Annotated in this window: 16 protein-coding genes; all 16 read right to left on the bottom strand. The window is 64.7% G+C overall.

Going from position 1 to position 19,045, the window contains the following annotated elements; all coding sequences use genetic code 11:
* Position 1: 1 nt before the first annotated feature.
* The gene (gene glcE, locus GM676_RS26370; protein ID WP_155467181.1) at positions 2–1,063 is read right to left on the bottom strand and encodes a glycolate oxidase subunit GlcE; all 1,062 of its coding nucleotides are present in this window, start codon (positions 1,061–1,063) and stop codon (positions 2–4) included.
* A gap of 13 nt (positions 1,064–1,076) precedes the next feature.
* Positions 1,077–2,555 carry an FAD-linked oxidase C-terminal domain-containing protein gene (locus tag GM676_RS26365; RefSeq protein ID WP_155467180.1) on the bottom strand — a complete coding sequence of 493 codons (1,479 nt, stop codon included), beginning with the start codon at positions 2,553–2,555 and terminating at the stop codon, positions 1,077–1,079.
* Positions 2,539–2,958, bottom strand: a complete 420-nt coding sequence (locus GM676_RS26360; RefSeq protein ID WP_155467179.1) for a GlcG/HbpS family heme-binding protein — start codon at positions 2,956–2,958, stop codon at positions 2,539–2,541. The genes GM676_RS26365 and GM676_RS26360 overlap by 17 nt, the downstream gene beginning before the upstream one ends.
* A gap of 43 nt (positions 2,959–3,001) precedes the next feature.
* Positions 3,002–4,612, bottom strand: a complete 1,611-nt coding sequence (locus tag GM676_RS26355) for a methyl-accepting chemotaxis protein (protein WP_155467178.1) — start codon at positions 4,610–4,612, stop codon at positions 3,002–3,004.
* An 11-nt stretch (positions 4,613–4,623) separates the two neighbouring features.
* Positions 4,624–7,059: an efflux RND transporter permease subunit gene (locus GM676_RS26350; RefSeq protein ID WP_155467177.1), complete on the bottom strand. Its 2,436-nt coding sequence runs from the start codon at positions 7,057–7,059 to the stop codon at positions 4,624–4,626.
* 12 nt (positions 7,060–7,071) lie between these two features.
* Positions 7,072–8,136: a WD40/YVTN/BNR-like repeat-containing protein gene (locus GM676_RS26345; RefSeq protein ID WP_229262874.1), complete on the bottom strand. Its 1,065-nt coding sequence runs from the start codon at positions 8,134–8,136 to the stop codon at positions 7,072–7,074.
* Positions 8,136–9,491: a DUF1329 domain-containing protein gene (locus tag GM676_RS26340; RefSeq protein WP_155467176.1), complete on the bottom strand. Its 1,356-nt coding sequence runs from the start codon at positions 9,489–9,491 to the stop codon at positions 8,136–8,138. The genes GM676_RS26345 and GM676_RS26340 overlap by 1 nt, the downstream gene beginning before the upstream one ends.
* Positions 9,492–9,508: 17 nt before the next feature.
* Positions 9,509–11,248, bottom strand: coding sequence for a DUF1302 domain-containing protein (locus tag GM676_RS26335; protein WP_155467175.1), 1,740 nt, complete (start codon positions 11,246–11,248; stop codon positions 9,509–9,511).
* Positions 11,249–11,332: 84 nt separating this feature from the next.
* Positions 11,333–11,995, bottom strand: a complete 663-nt coding sequence (gene leuD / locus GM676_RS26330) for a 3-isopropylmalate dehydratase small subunit (RefSeq protein WP_155467174.1) — start codon at positions 11,993–11,995, stop codon at positions 11,333–11,335.
* A complete protein-coding gene (gene leuC, locus GM676_RS26325; RefSeq protein WP_155467173.1) occupies positions 11,992–13,416 on the bottom strand; it encodes a 3-isopropylmalate dehydratase large subunit in 1,425 nt (474 codons plus the stop codon). Before leuC ends, leuD begins: the two co-directional genes overlap by 4 nt.
* Positions 13,413–14,228 carry an alpha/beta fold hydrolase gene (locus GM676_RS26320; protein ID WP_155467172.1) on the bottom strand — a complete coding sequence of 272 codons (816 nt, stop codon included), beginning with the start codon at positions 14,226–14,228 and terminating at the stop codon, positions 13,413–13,415. The genes leuC and GM676_RS26320 overlap by 4 nt, the downstream gene beginning before the upstream one ends.
* Positions 14,225–15,424 carry an FAD-dependent oxidoreductase gene (locus GM676_RS26315; RefSeq protein WP_155467171.1) on the bottom strand — a complete coding sequence of 400 codons (1,200 nt, stop codon included), beginning with the start codon at positions 15,422–15,424 and terminating at the stop codon, positions 14,225–14,227. Before GM676_RS26315 ends, GM676_RS26320 begins: the two co-directional genes overlap by 4 nt.
* A gap of 39 nt (positions 15,425–15,463) precedes the next feature.
* Positions 15,464–16,324: an alpha/beta fold hydrolase gene (locus GM676_RS26310; protein WP_155467170.1), complete on the bottom strand. Its 861-nt coding sequence runs from the start codon at positions 16,322–16,324 to the stop codon at positions 15,464–15,466.
* Positions 16,311–16,901 carry a VOC family protein gene (locus GM676_RS26305; protein ID WP_155467169.1) on the bottom strand — a complete coding sequence of 197 codons (591 nt, stop codon included), beginning with the start codon at positions 16,899–16,901 and terminating at the stop codon, positions 16,311–16,313. The genes GM676_RS26310 and GM676_RS26305 overlap by 14 nt, the downstream gene beginning before the upstream one ends.
* Positions 16,902–16,947: 46 nt before the next feature.
* Entirely contained in the window at positions 16,948–18,102 is a 1,155-nt protein-coding gene (locus tag GM676_RS26300; RefSeq protein WP_155467168.1) for a CaiB/BaiF CoA transferase family protein, read from the bottom strand.
* Between the two features lie 22 nt (positions 18,103–18,124).
* The gene (locus GM676_RS26295) at positions 18,125–18,916 is read right to left on the bottom strand and encodes a citryl-CoA lyase (protein ID WP_155467167.1); all 792 of its coding nucleotides are present in this window, start codon (positions 18,914–18,916) and stop codon (positions 18,125–18,127) included.
* Positions 18,917–19,045 lie beyond the last annotated feature (129 nt).

Here is a 19,045-nt window from a genome sequence, read left to right as displayed (position 1 = left end):
GCTAAAGTCCTTTGTACATACGGCCAGGGTTGAATATCCCGCTGGGGTCGAACGAGTGCTTCAGACGCCGGTGCACCAGCGCCACCCCGGCTGTAAGCGGCTGGAACACACCGACATCCTTATCGCCTCCGCGAAACAGCGTCGCATGCCCGCCCAGCGCCTTTGCAGACGCGCGAAGAGGCGCGGCGCTGGCATCGGTACGCAGCCAGCGCTGCGTACCGCCCCACTCGATTAATTGGTCACCGGCCAAGCCTAGCGCCGGCGTGGTCGCTGGCACGGCCAACCGCCACAGTGCCGCGCCCTCGTCAGGCTGAAAGAAGTTCCAGCGCTGATCGCGCAACGCCTGCCAGTACTCCCCGTCCGGTCCGCAGTCGGCGCCGCCGAGCGCGCGTGCGGCCGCGCGCACCGTCAGTTCGGCCCCGGACAATCGCACGGCCAGCACACCGTCGTGCCAGCAGGTGGCGGAAATCGGCCACGCTTGCCCAGCCCAAGTGGCAAGGTAATTCAATGCAAGCTGTTCCGAAACCGCAAAGCGCAGCGTGGTCTCGCATGCAGGCTTGGGCAGCACCTTGAGCGACACCTCCAGGATCAGACCGAGCGTGCCGAGCGAGCCTGCCAACAACCGCGAGACGTCGTAGCCGGCGACATTCTTCATCACCTGCCCGCCAAACCGCAACATCGTCCCGGTGCTGTCGAGCAGCGAAGTCCCGAGCACGAAGTCGCGCAGCGCCCCTGCGCGCTGGCGGCGCGGACCGGACAAACCGCTAGCCACAGCGCCGCCGACGGTGGCGCCGGCGAAGCGTGGCGGCTCGAACGCCAACATTTGTCCGGACCAATCCAGTAGCGCCTCCAGTTCACTCAACGGTGTGCCGCAGCGCGCCGTGACGACCAGTTCGGTCGGTTCGTAGGCGACGATGCCGCTATAGGCGCGGGTGTCGAGCACCTCGCCGATTCCAGCCTGCCCGTACCAATCCTTGCTGCCGCCGCCCCGCAGGCGCAACGGCCTGCCCGAAGCCCTCGCCCGGGCGATGCGCTCGACAAATGACTGTAAAACTTGTTGCATTAAAACTCCCGTCCTAAAAACGCGGCAGGTCGGCAAACTTCTGCTGGCCCGGCCGCACATGCATTTTTCCGTACTCGGCACAGCGCACCAGCGTCGGGATCACCTTGTCCGGGTTGAGCAGATGCTCGGGATCGAACGCGCGCTTCACCGACAGGAAGGCATCCAGCTCGGCGCGCGAGAATTGCACGCACATTGAGTTGATCTTTTCGACGCCGACACCATGCTCGCCCGTGATGGTGCCCCCGACCGCCACGCACAACTCCAGGATCGCCGCACCAAATGCTTCGGCGCGTTCGAATTCACCAGGCTGATTGGCGTCGAACAGAATCAGGGGGTGCAAGTTACCGTCTCCCGCATGGAACACGTTGGCGCAGCGCAGCCCGAAGCGCTGCGCCATCTCAGTGATGCCGATCAAGACGCGCCCCAGTTCACGGCGGGGGATCGTGCCGTCCATACAATAGTAGTCAGGCGAGATCCGGCCCGCCGCGGGAAAGGCATTCTTGCGCCCGGACCACAGCCGTAGCCGTTCCGCCTCCGTGGCGGACACCGTGATCGCGGTGGCGCCGGCCGCGCAAAGCACCGCGCTCATGCGCTCGATTTCCTCATCCACCTCCTCCGCGCTGCCATCCGACTCGCACAGGAGAATGGCGGCAGCCTCAAGATCGTAACCGGCGCGCACAAACGGCTCCACCATGCCGATCGAGGTGCGATCCATCATCTCCAGACCGGCCGGGATAATGCCGGCAGCGATCACGCTGGCCACCGCGCCGCCGCCGCGGACGACATCGTCGAACGAGGCCATGGCCACGCGCGCCACGGCCGGCTTGGGGACCAGCCTGACCGTCACTTCGGTCACGATTCCCAGCATGCCTTCGGAACCGATGAACACCGCCAACAAATCCAACCCTGGCACATCCGGCGCCTCACTACCGAGTTCCAGTACCTGGCCGTCGACTGTCACCACCCGCGCCCTCAGCACATTGTGGACGGTCAACCCGTACTTCAGGCAATGGACGCCGCCCGAGTTTTCCGCCACGTTGCCGCCGATGGTGCAGGCGATCTGCGACGACGGGTCGGGTGCGTAGTACAGGCCGTGAGGCGCGGCGGCGTCTGAAATGGCCAGGTTACGCACACCCGGCTGAACCACGGCGGTGCGAGCGGCCGGATCGAGATGCACGATGCGATTCAGACGCGCCGTCGACAACACTATGCCATCGGCAACGGGACGCGCGCCACCAGCCAGCCCGGTGCCAGCGCCGCGCGGCACCAGCGGCACCCGCAGCGCGAGGCACACGGCCATGATCGCCACCACCTGCTCTTCATTTTCCGGCAGTACCACCACCAGCGGCAGTTGGCGGTAGGCCGACAGCCCGTCACATTCGTATGGCCGGGTATCCTCGTCGCGCGCCAACACGCAATGGGGCGGCACCGCCCGGGTCAGCGCGGCGACCACCTCGCGCCGGCGTCGCGCGAGCTCAGACGGCGACAGCATCGTACAGCGCCTGGGCGCCCGCCTGAGCGATGCAAGCGTCGTCGGCCGCGAGCACACCCGATACCCCCACCGCGCCCACGCACTGGCCCGCGATCATCAGCGCGACGCCGCCTTCGAGCATGCCACGGATGCCCGGCGCGCTCAAGAACGCAAAGCGGCCGTCGTTGATCATGTTTTCGATCGCCTTGGTGTCACGCCGCGCCAGCGCCGCCGTGTGCGCCTTCGACAAGGCCACATGAGCGGATACCGGCGCGGCCCCGTCAAGCCGTTGCAGCCACAGCGGATGACCGCCATCGTCGACGATGGCAATGGTCACGTCCCAGCCATGGGCAAGCGCGTGGGCTTCGCTGGCGGACGCGACCAGCCATATTTCCTTCATTGTAAGCGTGTGCTTGGTGTGCATAAAACAATCCTGATAGTAGAAAAATATACAGTCCCATCGTCTGTCAGTCGCTTCTGGTTCCCAGGAATATCGACTCGACAGCAACGCGCGGCGTTGGAACGTCCAGCTTAAATACGCCCATCGCGGCGGTTAAGGCCACCGCCCGGGTCCGCATGTCGACCGCCGCGCCCCCGACCTGATCCACCAGCGAGGTGGTGCGGTGGACCACGAGGCCCATGCGCTCAAGCGACCGGTTCACCTGGTCGATGCCCAGCGACTGCGCATGACTTGCCGCGACGATTTCCACCACGATGTTGTTCACCTCCGAGACGCTGGCCAGGACATCGTTCATCGTCGAGCCGGCAAGTCCAACCAGCTTGTTACCGGCGTGCACCTGGCTGACGGAGTCGTTGATCAAGACTTTGATCTCCTTCGCAGCCAGGGCCGAGCGTTGGGCAAGATTGCGCACCTCGCTGGCGACCACGGCAAAGCCACGCCCCTGCTCACCCGCCCGGGCGGCTTCCACCGCCGCGTTGAGCGCCAGGATATTGGTCTGGAATGCAATGCCATCGATCACCCCGATAATGTCCGCCATCCTGCCGGCCGACGCGCGTATCGCCTCCATGGTCCGGACCACCTGCAACACCACCTCACCGCCCTGCGAGGCCACCGCGGAAGCCGTGCCTGACAGCGTCTCGCCGCGCTGCGCATGTTCCGCGTTGTGCTTGACCATGGCGGTGAGCCCGCGCAGACCGGTCGCCGTCTCATCCAGCGCGCGGCTCTGTTCCGATATGCCGGACGACAGCTGCTGGCTGTGCGCGGCGACCTGCGATGAAGCCTCCGCGATGCTGTCCGCGTTGGTCCGCACATTGCCCACCAGTTCCGCGAGATCCCGGCGCATGGTTTTCATCGCCAGGAGAAGACTAGTCTGGTCCGCTGCACGCACGGCGATATCTCCGCTCAGATCGCCGGCCGCCGTGCGAGTGGCGATCTCCGCCGCATAGGCCGGTTCGCCGCCGAGTTGCCTCAGCAAGCCGCGCGTCAGGCCGAACGAAACCATCAGGCCGATGAGCACTGCCGCCACGCCGAAGCCGATCATCAGATTCCGCGCCGCCACATAGGCTTGCAGGGCCTCGTGCGCGGCCTGCCGGCTCTGCTCCTCCTCCACCGCGGCCAATCGGCCCAGTTCCGCCATCCATCCGGTCTGGGCTGGAAGCAGATCGTTAATCAGCAATGCATAGATCTGATCGGATTCCGCCCCCATCGCCAGCTCCATCGTCCGCGCTATCCAGCGCTGCGCCACGGCCTCATGTTGGCGAATCTTGTCGAGGATGAGCCGCTCCTGTCGGGATACCTCGCGCGCGTTGTCCAGCATGTCGTTCAGCTTGTGCTCGGCATCGCGGTAACGCCTGGCCTGCGCCTGGATGTGATCCGCCTCCGGTTGCAAGTAAGCCATCGACCCGATCAGCGCCATGTTGCGCAGCGCGACCATCCGCTCGAATACCGTTTCGCGCATCACGCCAGCTAACCGCGTCTTGCTATTGTTGATCAACGTGATGTCCTCTATGCGCTGCTGCATCGCCATCATGTGGCGCAGCCCCAGCGCCACAACGACGACCAGCAATAGCAACACCAGGGAAAACCCCAGTCGCAACCGTGTTCCAATGGTCAGCATGGCGTTACTCCTCAGGCATGGGCGGGGGCGACGACCGGTCCATCCCCGGCCCGGGCGGGGGCGCGTGGCGCTGTCGGCCGCAAGAGGAAGTGCGCCAGTGCCGGCAACAGCACCAGGGCGCCCAGCATGTTCCACACGAACATAAACGCCAGCAGGATTCCCATGTCCGCCTGGAATTTGATCGGTGACCAGACCCACGTCGCCACCGCCAACGCCAGCGTGACGCCGGTCAGCAGGACCACGCGGCCAGTGAATTGCAGGGCGCGATGGTAAGCGTCGGACAGGCTGTCGCCCAGCTTGAGCCGGGCCTGAATGACAGACAGCACGTACAGCGCGTAGTCCACGCCGATGCCGACGCCGAGCGCGATCACCGGCAGCGTGGCGACCTTGACGCCCATGCCCAGCCCCACCATGAGGGCTTCGCACAGGATGGACGTCACCACCAACGGCAGCACGGCGCACACCACCGCGCGCCACGAGCGGAAGGTGACAAAGCACAACACGATCACCGCGCCATACACCCACAGCAGCATCTCGCGCATGGCTTGCTTGACCACGATGTTGGTGGCCGCATCAATGCCGGCGCTGCCGGCGGCCAGCATGAAGCGCTCTTCCGGACCGCGATTCTGGGCGATGAACGCCTCCACCTCGTCGACCACCCGCGTCAGGGTCTCGGCCTTGTGATCCTTGAGGTACACGTACAAGGCAAGGAAGGAACAGCCCTGATTGAACAGGTCGCGTGGCGCGCGGGTCTGCACGCCGCCCAGCGCCGCCGCGTTCGGGAACAGTTCATACCATTTCAGGTTGCCTTCGTTGTAGCCGACCATGGCCCATTTCGACAGCGCCGCCATCGAGTTGGTCGACTCCACGCCCGGCAATTGTTCCAGTTGCCACGACAGCTTGTCGACCTTCGCCAGCGTGCCATAGCGCGTGCACTGGTCTTCGGGGGTGGCCACCATCACGGTCAGGATATCGGCGCTGGCGGCGTAGTGGCGCGCCATGAAGTCGTTGTCGCGGTTATAGCGGGAATCCGCCCGCAACTCCGGCGCGCCCGGGTCCAGATCGCCGATCTTCAGGTGCAGGCTGACCAGGTAGCCGCCGCCGCTCAGCGCGGCCGCAAGCAGGATGGCGGCCAGCGCCGGACCACGGCGGGTGAAGTGGTCGAGCTGGCGCCACAGCCACGCGCGCTCGGCGCTGACGTCCGGCGTGGACTCGTCCTTCAGGCTGCGCGCGGCCGCCCGCGGGCTCACGCCGATGTAAGACAACAGGATGGGCAACAACACCAGGTTGGTGAAGATCAACACCGCCACGCCGATGCTGGCCACCGCCGCGAGGTCTTGGATGACCTGGATCTTGATCAGCGCCAGTACTGCAAAGCCCACGGCGTCGCACAGCAAGGCGGTCAGCCCAGCAACGAACAGGCGGCGGAACGTGTAGCGCGCCGCAATCACGCGGTGCGTGCCACGGCCGACATCCTGCATGATGCCATTCATCTTTTGCGCCCCGTGGCTCATGCCAATGGCAAACACCAGGAAAGGCACCAGGATGGAATACGGATCGAGCTGATACCCCGCCAACGCCAACAGGCCGAATTGCCACACCACGGCAATCAGCGAGCATGCCACCACCAGCACGGTGCTGCGCACACAGCGCGTGTAGCCATACAGCACGATGCTGCAAATGGCCAGCGCACCACCGAAGAACGCCAGCACTTGGTACATGCTTTCAATCAGGTCACCCATCACTTTGGCGAAACCGCTGACGTGGATCTGAATGCCGGCTCCCTGGTATTTGGCGCGCAGCTCTTCGATGCGCCGGCCCAGCGCGCCATAGTCCAGCGGCTTGCCGCTCCTGGGGTCGCGGTCCAGCAAGGGCACGAAGATGATGCTGGACTTGAAGTCGGCGGCCACCAACTGGCCGATCTCCCCCGACCGTTCGACGTTGGCACGCACTTCCGCCAGCGCCTGCGCCGAACCGTCGTAGCTGTCGCTCATCACGGTGTTGCCGTCGAGTCCATCCTCGGTGACCGCCGCCCAGCGCGTGTTGCTGGTCCAGAGCGACTTCATGAACGGACGGTCCACCCCGGGCAGCAGGTAGATCTCGTCGTTCAGCCGCTGCAACACGGCAAGGTAGTCCTTGTCGAATATCGACGCGCCGGTGGTGGCGACCGCCACCCGGATGGCGTTGCCCTGGCCGGCCAGATTGCCCTTGTTGGCGAAATAATTGACCACATAGGGATGGCTGGTCGGGATGGTCTTCTCAAAGCTGGCGTTCAGTTGCAGGCGTGTCGCCTGCCAGCCGAGCAGCAAACTGGCCAGCAAGCACAGCAACACCACCCATGGCCGGTGATTGAACAGCAGACGCTCCGGCAGCGAGCCGGAGTTGGCGTCGAAATCCGCGAGGCGGGCAATCACCGGCTGGTGGTCGAGCGTAGTATCGGTATGCATGGGAATATCGAATCAGGGTGTGGGTTGACGGCGCAGGCCGCGCAGGGTGGCCAGCACCAGCGCACCGTCGGGCGCGGCGGCCACGCCGGCCACCGGCGCGGCGGCGCCCGTCTTGTGGGGAGCGAAGCTGCGGCCATCGTCGGCGCTGACCAGGATGCCGCCGTTGTGCGTCAACAGCATCAATGAACCGTCGTCGCGCTCGACGGCGGCGCCGATGGCGTTGCCGACGTTGGTCGCGATCGCCTGCCAGTCGGCGCCGTCGTTGCTGGAGCGGTACAGGCTGCCGCGCAAGCCATAGGCCAGCAAGGTGCCCGAACGGGTCAGCAGCAGCCCGAAAAAGCTGCCTTTGTACGGCGACGGCAGCGCCTCGAACGAAGCGCCGCCGTCGCGCGAGCGCAGCACCAGCCCCTGCTCGCCAACGATGAAGACTTTGTCGCCACGGGCGCGCACCGCGTACAGATGCAAGCTGTTCGCGTTGGGCAGGCGCGGTGTCAGCGTTTGCCATGTCTTGCCGCCGTCGCCGGTGCTGAAGGCCAGGTTGTAGGCGCCAACGACATAGCCGTGCAGGCCGTCACTGAAATCAACGTCAAAGAAAGGCTTGTCCGGCCCTTCGGCGATGAATTGTTCGGCGAGTTTCTGGTCGGGCGGGTGGCCGCTGGCGCTGAGACCGTCCGCAGCGAGCCTGGCGGCGCGCATGCCATCGAGCTGCAGTGACCAACTGACGCCGCCATCGGCGGTGTGCACGATGGTGCCCAGGTGGCCGACCGCCCAACCGCGTTGCTGGTCGGTGAAGCGCAGCGCCGTCAGGCTGGTCTGTACCGGCACGTTGGCTTGCCGCCAATTGACGCCGGCGTCGTCGGACAGCAGGATGATGCCGCGCTCACCAGAGGCCACCAGTCGTGGCCCTGCGCGCGTCACCGCCAGCATGGCCGACTGGGGTGCTTTCTTGCTCGGCACCGCCTTGTTTTGCAGGACCGCCGGCGCGACCGGTGGCACGACCGCCGCGACCGCCGCTGCGCCACCGGTCGCCGACAGGATCATCCAAGCCGCCCCGAGCTTGAGCGTGGCCGCAGGCATCAGCGTGCTCCCTCGTTGGCCAACGCCTCGGGACTAAAATCGGCGGGCGTCAACGGCGTCGACGTTGGCTTGTATTGTATGGACAGCTCGTTACTGGCCATGTTGATGTAGTAGGCGCCGGTTCGCAGATCATAACCGCCCCAGTGGGAGTTGGAGATGACGGCAGGCAGGTCCGACGCCAGCAGGGTCAGCGTGTAGTTCGTGCGTACCAGTTCACCGCTGGCGTCCCAACCGTCGATGGCGACAATCTGCCAGGTGTCTTCATCCACGTAGTATTTACGTTTGGGTACAACATGGCGTTTGCCTTGCGCCAGCGTCGCCTCCACCTCCCATACACGGTGGAGTTCCCAGCGGATTAACGACGGATTCAGCATCTTTGGCAGCATCAGATCGGCGATCTTCGCACCTGCCGCGCGATTGTTGTTGTACGGGATGTATAACTCCTTCTTGCCGATCAGCTTCAGTTCATGCTTGTCCAACGGGCCAAACAGCATGAACGCCTCGTCCACCAGCCCCAGGCCGGACGTGACCGCGTCCGGGGTGTCATAGGCAACCGAAGGGCCCTTGCGCACGCGCCGCTGTCCCACCAGGTATTGCCACAAGCCGCGCGCAGTCTGGTTATTGATCGCCGCGTGCTCCATGATCGACTCGCCGGCTCTGGAACCAGGATCGGTGGTGTAGAACTTGCTGTAAGCGTAGTAGCCTTTGAAGCTGTCCAGGCTGCCCTTGGGATCGTAGTACGGACGCAGAATCCGTTCCAGTCCGGCGGAAGCCAGCGAGCGCTTGCCGTCGGCCGTGACCACCCACGCGCTGCTGCTGCTGGTGATCGAGAACCCCAACCAGGCCAGGCGGTGATTCTGGATCACCTCGTAGCCGTCCTTCGGCAGCGGGAACGGGATGCCACCGTAAGCGCCTTCGGTGCCGTGGCCGGCATCGACCAGCTTGGCCTGGGTGGCGTTCTTGAAGGTGTTATCGTAAACCCACTGCGGTGCCGCGGCGGTGCGGTGGGTGGGATAGACGTCAATGCGGAAGTCGGGATATTTCTTCATCAGCGCCTTGACGCCATCGTTCAGCTTGTCGCCGTACTGCGCCATGTTCTTTGCACTGATCGCATACAATGGTTTCTCGCCCGCGTAGGGATCGGGGCGCGGTTCGCCCGACTTGTAACCGGCCGGCGCCCTGGTGACGCCGCCGTCCCAGGCCGGGATGGTGCCATCCTTGTTGGCGGCGCGCTCGGCGCCCATCGGCGTCAGCGACGTCTTGAGTTTGGCCGCTTCGTCGGCCGTGACGGCGCCGTGCGTCAGGGGGGAGGCCAGCGCGGCCAGCATGGATACGTAAAGGTAAGAGATTTTCATGTCGGAACTCCGTTAAATTAGAAGGTACGGGAAACGCTCATGGACAGGTAGCCGCGGTCCTTGAGGGTCTGCCCGAACGTCAGCTGGCGCGGCGCGGCGCTACCGGGCACCAGGGTATTGGTCAGCGTGCCGACCGCGCCGAAGTAATCGGTGTAGGCCAGCGAGAAGTTCCATTCGTTCTGATATTTGCCCTTCAGGCCGATGCTGTAGTCGCCGCCATTGCTGACGCCGCCGGCAAACTTGAACATCGCGGATGAACGGCCGCCGAAGTTGTAGCCGAGCGAGATCGGCACCGAGATGTCCAACCCTGGCAAGACCTGGAAATACTGCGGCTCGAATAGCACCCGTGACGCCCAGGCGCCCTTGGTGGTATTGCCGGCCAGACCGCCATTGACCCCGGTCTCGCCAGGCGTGGCCGCGAACGGGTCGCGGGTCACCTTCAGGGTGCGGTTGTAGCCGAGTTCCGCCAGGACGGAGCCCCCCTGCCACAGCCCGCTGGGCTGCAGCACATAGATGCCCGACAAGTTCAAATGCCCGGTGCGGCCCTTGGCGTAGCACGGATCATCGTCCGAGGCGCCGCAACTGGTGTGCGCGCTGCCCGGCACCAGAACGGCCGGGCTGCTGGTCAGTGGCGCATCAAAACGCACCGAACCTTCCAGTCCCCAGTTCAACTGGCCAAGCGAAGAATTGACCGTGGCGCCCAGCATGCGCACATTTTCCGCGAACGCCAGGTGCACATTGTTATTGACGAAGTCGAACACTGGCGCGGCCGGCGACTTTTCGTGATATTGAGCGGCATAGAAACCGAATTCATAGTTGCCTCCCGCCGGATTCCACTTCAACTGGAGCCCGCCCTGGCCGGAATTCTTCGGGCGCAGGTCGCGCTCGCTGTTGTAGACCAGGTTGACCGGTTTACCTTGCGCGTCGGTGCCGAAATTGACGAACCCGCCATCGGGCAAAATGTCACCGTCCGAGAAATAGCTGCCGACACCGGGCAGACGGCTGGGGCGGAATTTGAACTGGTAATACGCCCCGATTTGCACGTCAGGCGTCACCTGCAACGACCCCGACACCTGCTCCACCGGCAGCAGCACCTCCTTGAACTGCCAGGCTGGCACCGACACGATCTTCGACACATCCACCGGTCCTTGCGCATTGGCGATGCCGTTCTGGCCGAAGAACAGCGTCTCCCCCCACTGCAGCGTGTGCTTGCCGACCCGGACGGTGCCGCGCATGTCGCCAATCTCCCCCTTCAGATAGACAAAGGCGTCCAGGATCTCGGCGCCCTTGCCGTGCTGGTAGCGGGTGCCGGGCAGGAAGGCGTTGGGCGCCTGTCCGGGCTTGTTGTTGGCGGTGGACAGCACGGTCGGCGTCGGCATGCCGGCGACAAAGAGCTGCGTTCCGCTGTAGTCGTTGGGACGCAGGTAGACGCTGTCGTACCAGCCGCTGCCGCTGACGCGCAGGCCGTAATTCCTGGCGGTGACGTCAAATTCGGTCAACAGGTCGATCCGGCTGGAGAGCATGCCCTTCTTGAAGTTATGGTCGCCATCGTCCTCATTGGCGGTGTTGGGGTCACGCGCCACGTCAAAGCGCGTCAACGCTGCGGACGGATCGCTCAAGCGATACGCGGTACTGTATTTCGGGGTAAAATCCAGACGTACCTTGAGATCCGGATTGTCGGTGGCGATATCAATCGCCTGCGCCGCTGGCCATGCCAGCGAAATGGCAACCGCGATGGCGTTACGAAAATTTGACATGCATGTCTCCCTGCGCCAGTCTGTGCCGGCACAAATATTGTTGATGTAATGGTGGTTTGCCCCGGCGGTATCGCCGTGGCGGGTTCACGGTGGCTTGTCGGTCACCGCCGCGGAGTCGGTCAGCCACGGTTCAAGCAGCTTGCGCCGCTGTTCATAAGCCTTGATCCGCTCGCTTTTGCGCAAGGTGATCAAGATATCGTCCAGGCCTTCCAGCAGGCAGCGCTTGCGGTAGGCGTCCAGTTCAAATGACAAGGCGTCGCCGTCCGGCGTGATCAATTGCTGGGCCGGCAGATCCACATGCAGCCGGTAGCCAGGCCTGGCTTCCACCGCCGCGAACAGGCGCTCCACCGTCGCTCCGTCCAGCACCACCGGCAAGACCGAATTCTTGAAACAATTGGCATGGAAGATCGCGGCAAAACTCGGCGCTATGATCACACGGATGCCATAGTCGGCCAGCGCCCACAAGGCGTGCTCGCGGCTGGAACCGCAGCCGAAGTTTTCGCGCGTCAGCAGGATCTGCGCTCCTTGATAACGCGGCAGGTTCAACGCGAACGCCGGGTTCGGCACGCGCTCGTCTTGCTGCCCCGGATAGCCGGGATCGAGATAGCGCCATTCGTCAAACAGATTGCGACCGAACCCGCTGCGCGCAACCGACTTCATGAACTGCTTGGGGATGATGGCGTCGGTATCGACATTGGGCCGGTCCAGCGGGACCACCAGCGCGTGCAGGGAGTGCAAGGTTTTCATCGTCCCTGGCCTCCCCAGTTGCCGCGCACGTCGACGAAATGCCCGGCGACCGCCGCCGCCGCCGCCATCGCCGGGCTGACCAGATGGGTTCTGCCGCCCGCACCCTGCCGCCCCTCGAAATTGCGGTTGGATGTCGAGGCGCAGCGCTCGCCAGGCAGCAGCCGGTCTTCATTCATGCCCAGACACATCGAGCAACCCGGCTCGCGCCATTCGAAGCCGGCGCCGGTGAAAATATGATGCAAGCCTTCGGCTTCCGCCGCCGCCTTGACCAGGCCGGAACCCGGCACCACCAGCGCCTGCTTGATCGAAGCGGCCACGGCGCGGCCGCGCAGCACCGCGGCGGCGGCGCGTAGGTCCTCGATGCGGGCGTTGGTGCAGGAGCCGATGAACACGCGGTCGAGCCGGATCTCGCGCATCGCCTGGCCAGGCCGCAAGTCCATGTAATCGAGCGCGCGCTGAAGTTGCGCGCGACGCACCGGGTCAGGCTCCTCCTGCGGTTGTGGCACGCAGCCATCCACCGCGACCGACATGGCCGGCGACGTGCCCCAGCTGACCATCGGTCCGATGCTTTCGGCATCCATCCGCAGGGTGGCGTCAAACACCGCGCCGCGATCGCTCACCAAGGTACGCCAATAAACGCAGGCCGCGTCCCACGCCGCGCCTGCCGGCGCGTAAGGCCGGTCTTGCAGGTAGGCGATGGTCAGCTCGTCGACGCCGACCAGCCCCACGCGCGCACCGGCCTCAATCGCCATGTTACACAGCGTCATGCGCGCCTCCATCGACAATCTCCGCACCGTGTCGCCGCCGAACTCGATCGCATAGCCCGTGGCGCCGGCCGCGCCCAGCCGCTGTATCAACGCCAGCGCCAGATCCTTGGCCGCCACGCCCGGCGCCAGTTCGCCGCTGATCTCGACCAGCATGGTTTTCATCCTGTCCACCAGCAGGCATTGCGTGGCCAACACATGCTCCACTTCCGACGTGCCGACGCCGAAAGCCAGTGCCGCGAACGCGCCGTGCGTGCTGGTGTGCGAATCGCCAGCCACCACGGTCATTCCGGGCAGGGTCGCCCCCTGCTCCGGACCAACCACATGGATAATGCCCTGGCGCCGGTCGCCCAGCGCAAACAAGGTGATGCCGAACTCATCGCAGTTGCTGCTCAACCGCTCGACCTGTTGCCTGGCCAGGGCATCGTCGATGTGCAGGCGCGGCGCGATGGTCGGCACATTATGGTCGGCCGTGGCGATGACCGAATCCGGGCGCCACGGCCGGCGACCGCCCAGGCGCAGGCCATCGAACGCCTGCGGGCTGGTCACCTCGTAGACCAGATGGCGGTCGATGTACAACAGGTCGGCGGCGCCATCATCGCCGGCGGCGACGACATGGCGGCGCCACAGCTTGTCGAACAGGGTCTGCGGCATCATGCGCTCCCGACATCCGACAGGAAGCGCACAACCGCCTCGCGGGCCGCCGCCAATTCATCCAGCAGCAGATGGCCTGCCCGCGGCCAAGTCTGAACCTGGACTTGCGGCAGCAGGCGCGCCCATGCCTCGGCTTGGCCAACGGGAATCAGACGGTCACCCTCCCCCCACAGCAACAGCGTCGGCACCTGCACACGGTGCAACCACGCCCCGAGCTTTGGATTGACCAAGCTGCCGTTGCGCAGCACACGCCCCACCGCCGTTCCCTCGCGCGCGCGCATCGCCGCGAACGCCGGATCGGGGCCGTCGGGCAGGAAGGGGGTGAGCACACTGGCATCCTCGATCAGGTAGCTGATCAACTCAGCCGGCGGAATCGCGGCCAGGCTGGTCATGGGATGGTCGGGCACCGCCAGCCCCGCCGGACAGACCAGCACCAGCTTGCGGATCCGCTCGGCGTGCGCGACGGCGAACTCCGCCGCCAGCCGCCCGCCCATCGAGCAGCCCACCAGATCGAACTGGTCCAGGCCCAGTTGGTCGAACAGCTCCAGATAATGGTTCACATAATCATGCAGGGAACCAATCTGATCATCATCGGCAGATTCGCCAAAACCCGGATGGTAAGGCAAGATCACCCGGCAATGATCAGTCCAGGCGCGGGCAAATTCGAAGCCCTGGAAGATGCCCGCGCCATGAAAGTACACCACCGGCCGTCCCTGGCCGGCGCTGTACAGCACAGTGCGCACGCCGTGCACCAGGTATTCATGGCGTTCGAAGCCTGCGGTGCGGATGCGCTCATCCCTCAGGAGCGTGCTCATGCCGCCACGCTCCGCGCCGGCAGCGGGTTGCCCGCGACCGCGTTGGTGTACAGCAGCGTTCGACGGCCGACGTCAATGTCGTCGGCGGCGAGCTGGTAGAACGCCTCGTCCTCGCGACGCTTGTGCGGGTCCTTCTCGGACAGCAGGCGCTTGAAGTTGCTGGCCAGCGGTGTGGTCACTTCCAGGTAAACGCGACGGCGCTCCCGCGAGTAGTAATCCAGCACGTCTTCACCGGCCTCGCCGGCTATCACAGCGTACAGCGCGTCCGCCGCCATGGTCGCATCCAGCAGGCCGGTGGTCAGGCCCAGGCCGCCGCAAGGGTTGCAAACGTGCGCGGCATCGCCGGCCAGCAGCACGCGACCGACGCGAAACTTCGGCGCGCAGCGTTCATGCACCCGGTATGGCGCCGCAGAGACGATCTCGTACGAATCGGTGCTGGGCAGGATGGCGGCATAACGCGCCGGAATACGGTTGCGTACCTCGGCCTCGTCCAGATCGGCATCCTCGCCAAAGGTGCAGCGCCACAGATTATCCTGACCCAGTCGCGCCACGACGGCCCAGTTGACCGGATCAGATACCTGATTAATCGGCGCGTAGCCATATTTGCCGAAGTCGAAGCGCACATTGGTGGCCACGAAGCGATCCGGCCAGGTATGGCCTTCAAACGGTAGGTTCAGCAGCTTACGCACCGTGCTGCGCGCGCCGTCGGCGCCGACCAGCCACTGCGCGCGCAACGCGCGCCGGCCCTCGGTGGTATCGACCTGCACCGTCACGCCATGCGGGTCCTGCGCCAAGTCGACCACCGAGGTATTCCAGCGCACCTCGGCGTTCGGATAACGCCGCAGATGGCGCAACACCAGCTCCGCCAGCGTATGCTGACCGAGATGCAGGTTGCTGGGATGGGCCACCATGCCATCCAGGATGGTGGTGCTGATCCGGATCACGGTCTCCCTGGACGGTGCACGGAACTGGAATTCGGTGCTTTGATAACCGACCTCGAGCGCGTCGGCCAGCAAGCCGTAGCGTTCCAGCACATCCTGCACCACCGGATAGTAGATGGCGGCCCTCGGCGAGTCGTTGATGGTTGCCGCCGCATCAAGCAACGTCACCTTGATCCCGGCCTTGGCCAAGCCGAGCGCCGTCAACAACCCCACCGGACCGGCGCCCGACACCAGTACCCCGCCTATGTTTTCCATGCTAGTCTCCTGAATTTATCGTTGATACTGCTGTTGCTATCAATGCCGGGCCGCGACCTGCTCGGCAAAGTGAATCAATTCATTCCCGAAGCGCTCCGGATCGTCGAGAAATGGCGCGTGGCCGGCCTGACCATAGTGCGAGACCAGCGCATGCGGCATGGCCTGTTGCAGATTGTCCGCGTGCGCAGGCCGCAGCACCGCATCGTGCTCGCCATGGGTGACCAATACCGGCAGCGTCAGCGCCGCGATCAGGGCGTCGTAATCCAGCGGCCGGTTGCGCAGCCAGCCACGTTGTTCGGCAGTCGTCTGACGCAACACCCCGAGCAGCGCGGCGAATTGCGGCAAGGACTGATCGATCCGCAGCACCTCCCGCAGGAACTGAATGGCGGCGACGGCCTCCACCTGCGGATCGGCAGAACACAAGTCGGCCAGGTAACCGTGGCGCGGCCCCAGCACCGACGGGTCGGCGAGGCTGGCGGCGGCCACCAGGTTCAGGCAGCGCAATGAGGCGCCGTCATAGTGCCGCAGGTAGTCAAATACCATGCGGCCGCTGTAGGACCACGCCACCAGCGCCGGGCATGCCGCCCCGCTCGACCGGATCACGGCGTCCAGGTCGTCGGCCCACAGGCGCCCCTGCGCGCAGCCCTCGGCGCTTGGACGTCCCGACCTGCCGTGACCGCGCAAGTCGGGCGCCACCACGTAGCACTGGTCGAGAAAACCCGCCTGCCGCCAGACCGGCGACCATACCGAGTGGTCCAGCGCGAAGCCGTGCAAGAGGACCACCGGCAGGCCGTCCGGATTGCCGCCGCTCCAGTAGGCGATGCGGCAGCCATCGCTGGAGGTGGTGAAGGCCGGTTCCAGCATGGCCGGGCCCGCGTGCCGGGCCTTAGACGCTGCCATAATGTTGCGCACGCACAGTGTTCCAGGCCGCCATGTCGGCGTCGACCGACTGGTATTTGTCCGCGAAGAAGCGCTCGGTCACGGCGACGTTGGTGGCCAGCTCGACGCGCATGCCGTTCGGGTCATAGAAATAGATCGAGCGGCAGTAACCATGGTTAATCTCCAGCACCTCGATGCCGGCGGCGATGAGTTTTTGCTGGTAGGCGTCGATGGTGGCGTCGCCGCCCGACACCTCCATGGCGATGTGGTGGCCAAACTGATCCACCTGCGGGAAGTCTTCCGGCTTGAAGTGCGACGGGTAATCGAAGAACGCCAGCGCGCTGCCATCGCCGATTTCGAAATACAGGTGCAGGTAGGGCTTGGGTTCGTTGGTCAGCGGATCGATCGGCTCCAGGCACACGGCGACCAACGGGAAACCCAACAGCCCTTCGTAGAAGGCGCGGGTCTCCTCCGCGCTGCGGCAGCGGAAGGCATGATGGTGCAGGTGCCGCACCTTGTTGGCGCTGCGGCGCTGGTAGGCGATCTCGCGCGCCTTATCCAGGTCGATATTGCTGGGGGTCCAATTCTCAAGGCTCATGGCTTGTCTCCTGTTTTGTGAATGACGATGGGCTACCGCGAACGGGTTAATGCTGTGGATTGCGCTTTCGGTTCATTAATTCTTCGCGTATGGCCTGACCGTCCGCGTTGAGCGTGGGGGGCGGAGCAATATCAAGCGCATGCTGGCCGTCGAAGGCGATCGGAAAACGGATGGTGCGGAAAGGTTCCGCTGCCGGACGCGGTATCGACACCTCCAGCTGCAAGTGCCGCACCTGCGGATCAGCCAGCGTTTCCGGCGCGTTATGCATCGGAGCATGGGGCACGTCCTCGGCCGTCAAGCGTTGACACCAGACCTCGCGCGCCTCGCCAGCGAAGATCGCGCGCAACAGCACCACCAGTTCTTCGTAGTGCACGATACGGGCTTCGCGCGTGGAAAAACGCGGGTCGGCAAACAGTTCGGGACGACGCATGGCGTTGGCCAGGCCCTGCCAGAACTTCTCCGGCGACGACATGTGCAGCGCCAGCCATTTTCCATCCGCGCAGGCCAGCACGTAAGACTGCGAAACGCTGGGCCTACTGAAGGGCCCCATCACCTCGCCTTCGGCAAAATAGTGGGTGAACGCGTCCAGGTTGAAATGGCACATGGCCTCGACCATCGACACTTCCACGCCGCGCCCCTTGCCGGTGCGGTGCCGTTCAAACAGCGCACCGAGGATGCCGAACGCCGCGTAATAACCGGTCATGGCATCGGCCATGGCCGGGCCGACCACGCGCGGATCGGCGGGATTGATCAGCAGGCTCAGGAAACCGCTGGCCGCTTGCGCCACCGTGTCGTAGGCCGGACGCTGGGCCGCCGGGCCGGTCTGGCCGAAGCCGCTGATGGCGCAGTAGATCAGGCGTGGATTCAAGGCGCGCAGACGCGCCTCGCCGGCATTCAATCGCTCCGCCGCGCCCGGGCGAAAATTCTGAATATAGACGTCGGCATCGCGTATCAGTTCGTCAAAGACCGCCTGGTCCGTCTCGTTCTTCTGATTCAGGGTGATGCTGCGCTTGTTACGGTTGTAGGTCTGGAAATGCGGGCTGTAGAGACCGCCCGCGAAGGCGCGAAACGGATCGCCGGTTTCCGGCTGCTCGACCTTGATGACGTCGGCGCCCATGTCGGCCAGGATCACGCCCGCGGCCGGGCCGGTGATGAAGGTGCCCTGTTCGATCACCTTGACACCTTGTAGGACCTTGCTCATGTATATACCTCTGGATAGTTGATCAGTTGGCGGGGGCGACGCCATCGAACACCAGCTCGCGCGTCGCCTGGTATGACAACGCGAAGCCGATTGACCGCTGCAACTCTTCGGTCAGATGCGCGATCAGGCCGGCCGTGCGCGCCAGGATGGGCACCCCTTTCAACGCCGCCAGCGGGAAGCCGATCCCCAGCAGCAGTGCCGGGATGGCGGCCGAGACGTTCAGCTTGAGCTCCTTGCCGAGCACCTCGGGAATGACGGCCTCCACAGCCTCGGCAATCGCGATGTAACGCAAGTGGACGTGCTGAGCGCGTGCCACCGCGAACAAGGCGTCCACGCGCGGATCGCGCGCCTTATGAAGGGGATGGCCATAGCCGGGAATCGCCCGCCGCGCCGCGCGGTATTGTCCCAGCACAGCCGACGCGGCGGCGGCCAGGTCGCCATCCGGCCCCGCCTGCTGGTCGATTTCGACGAACAGCTTGCCGGCGCCTTCCGACGCCCCCAGAATGACCGAGCCACAGCCGAGAATGCCGGCGGCGACGGCGCCCTGCATGGCGTCCGGCGCCGCCGCCAGCGTCATGCGGCTGGCCTGCACGCTGGGCACCAGGCCATGCTCTGCAATCGCGACCAGCGTGGCGTCCAGCACGGCAATGGCGGCGGCGGAAGCGCGCTGTCCGGTGACCAGCAGGTGGAAGTAATCGGTGAACGAAATGCGTCCGATCAAATCATGGCAGAGGTCAGCTCCTCGAACCGTGATCGAATGCTCGTCCGAGGTGGAGATGGCTGTCCGCGGGACACTTTCCTTACCAATTTTCATGTCTGTCTCCTTGATCAGTGCCGCTGTCGCGCGGCTTTTGTGCTGCCAGTCACTGCATCATATCGATCTTCAACCAGATATTGAAATGATGATTATCCATCGTTATCATTGACATCATCGATGACTGGA

It is taken from the genome of Duganella radicis, from assembly GCF_009720825.1.
Classification (GTDB): domain Bacteria; phylum Pseudomonadota; class Gammaproteobacteria; order Burkholderiales; family Burkholderiaceae_D; genus Rugamonas; species Rugamonas radicis.
This window is presented reverse-complemented; position numbering and strand designations above follow the sequence as displayed.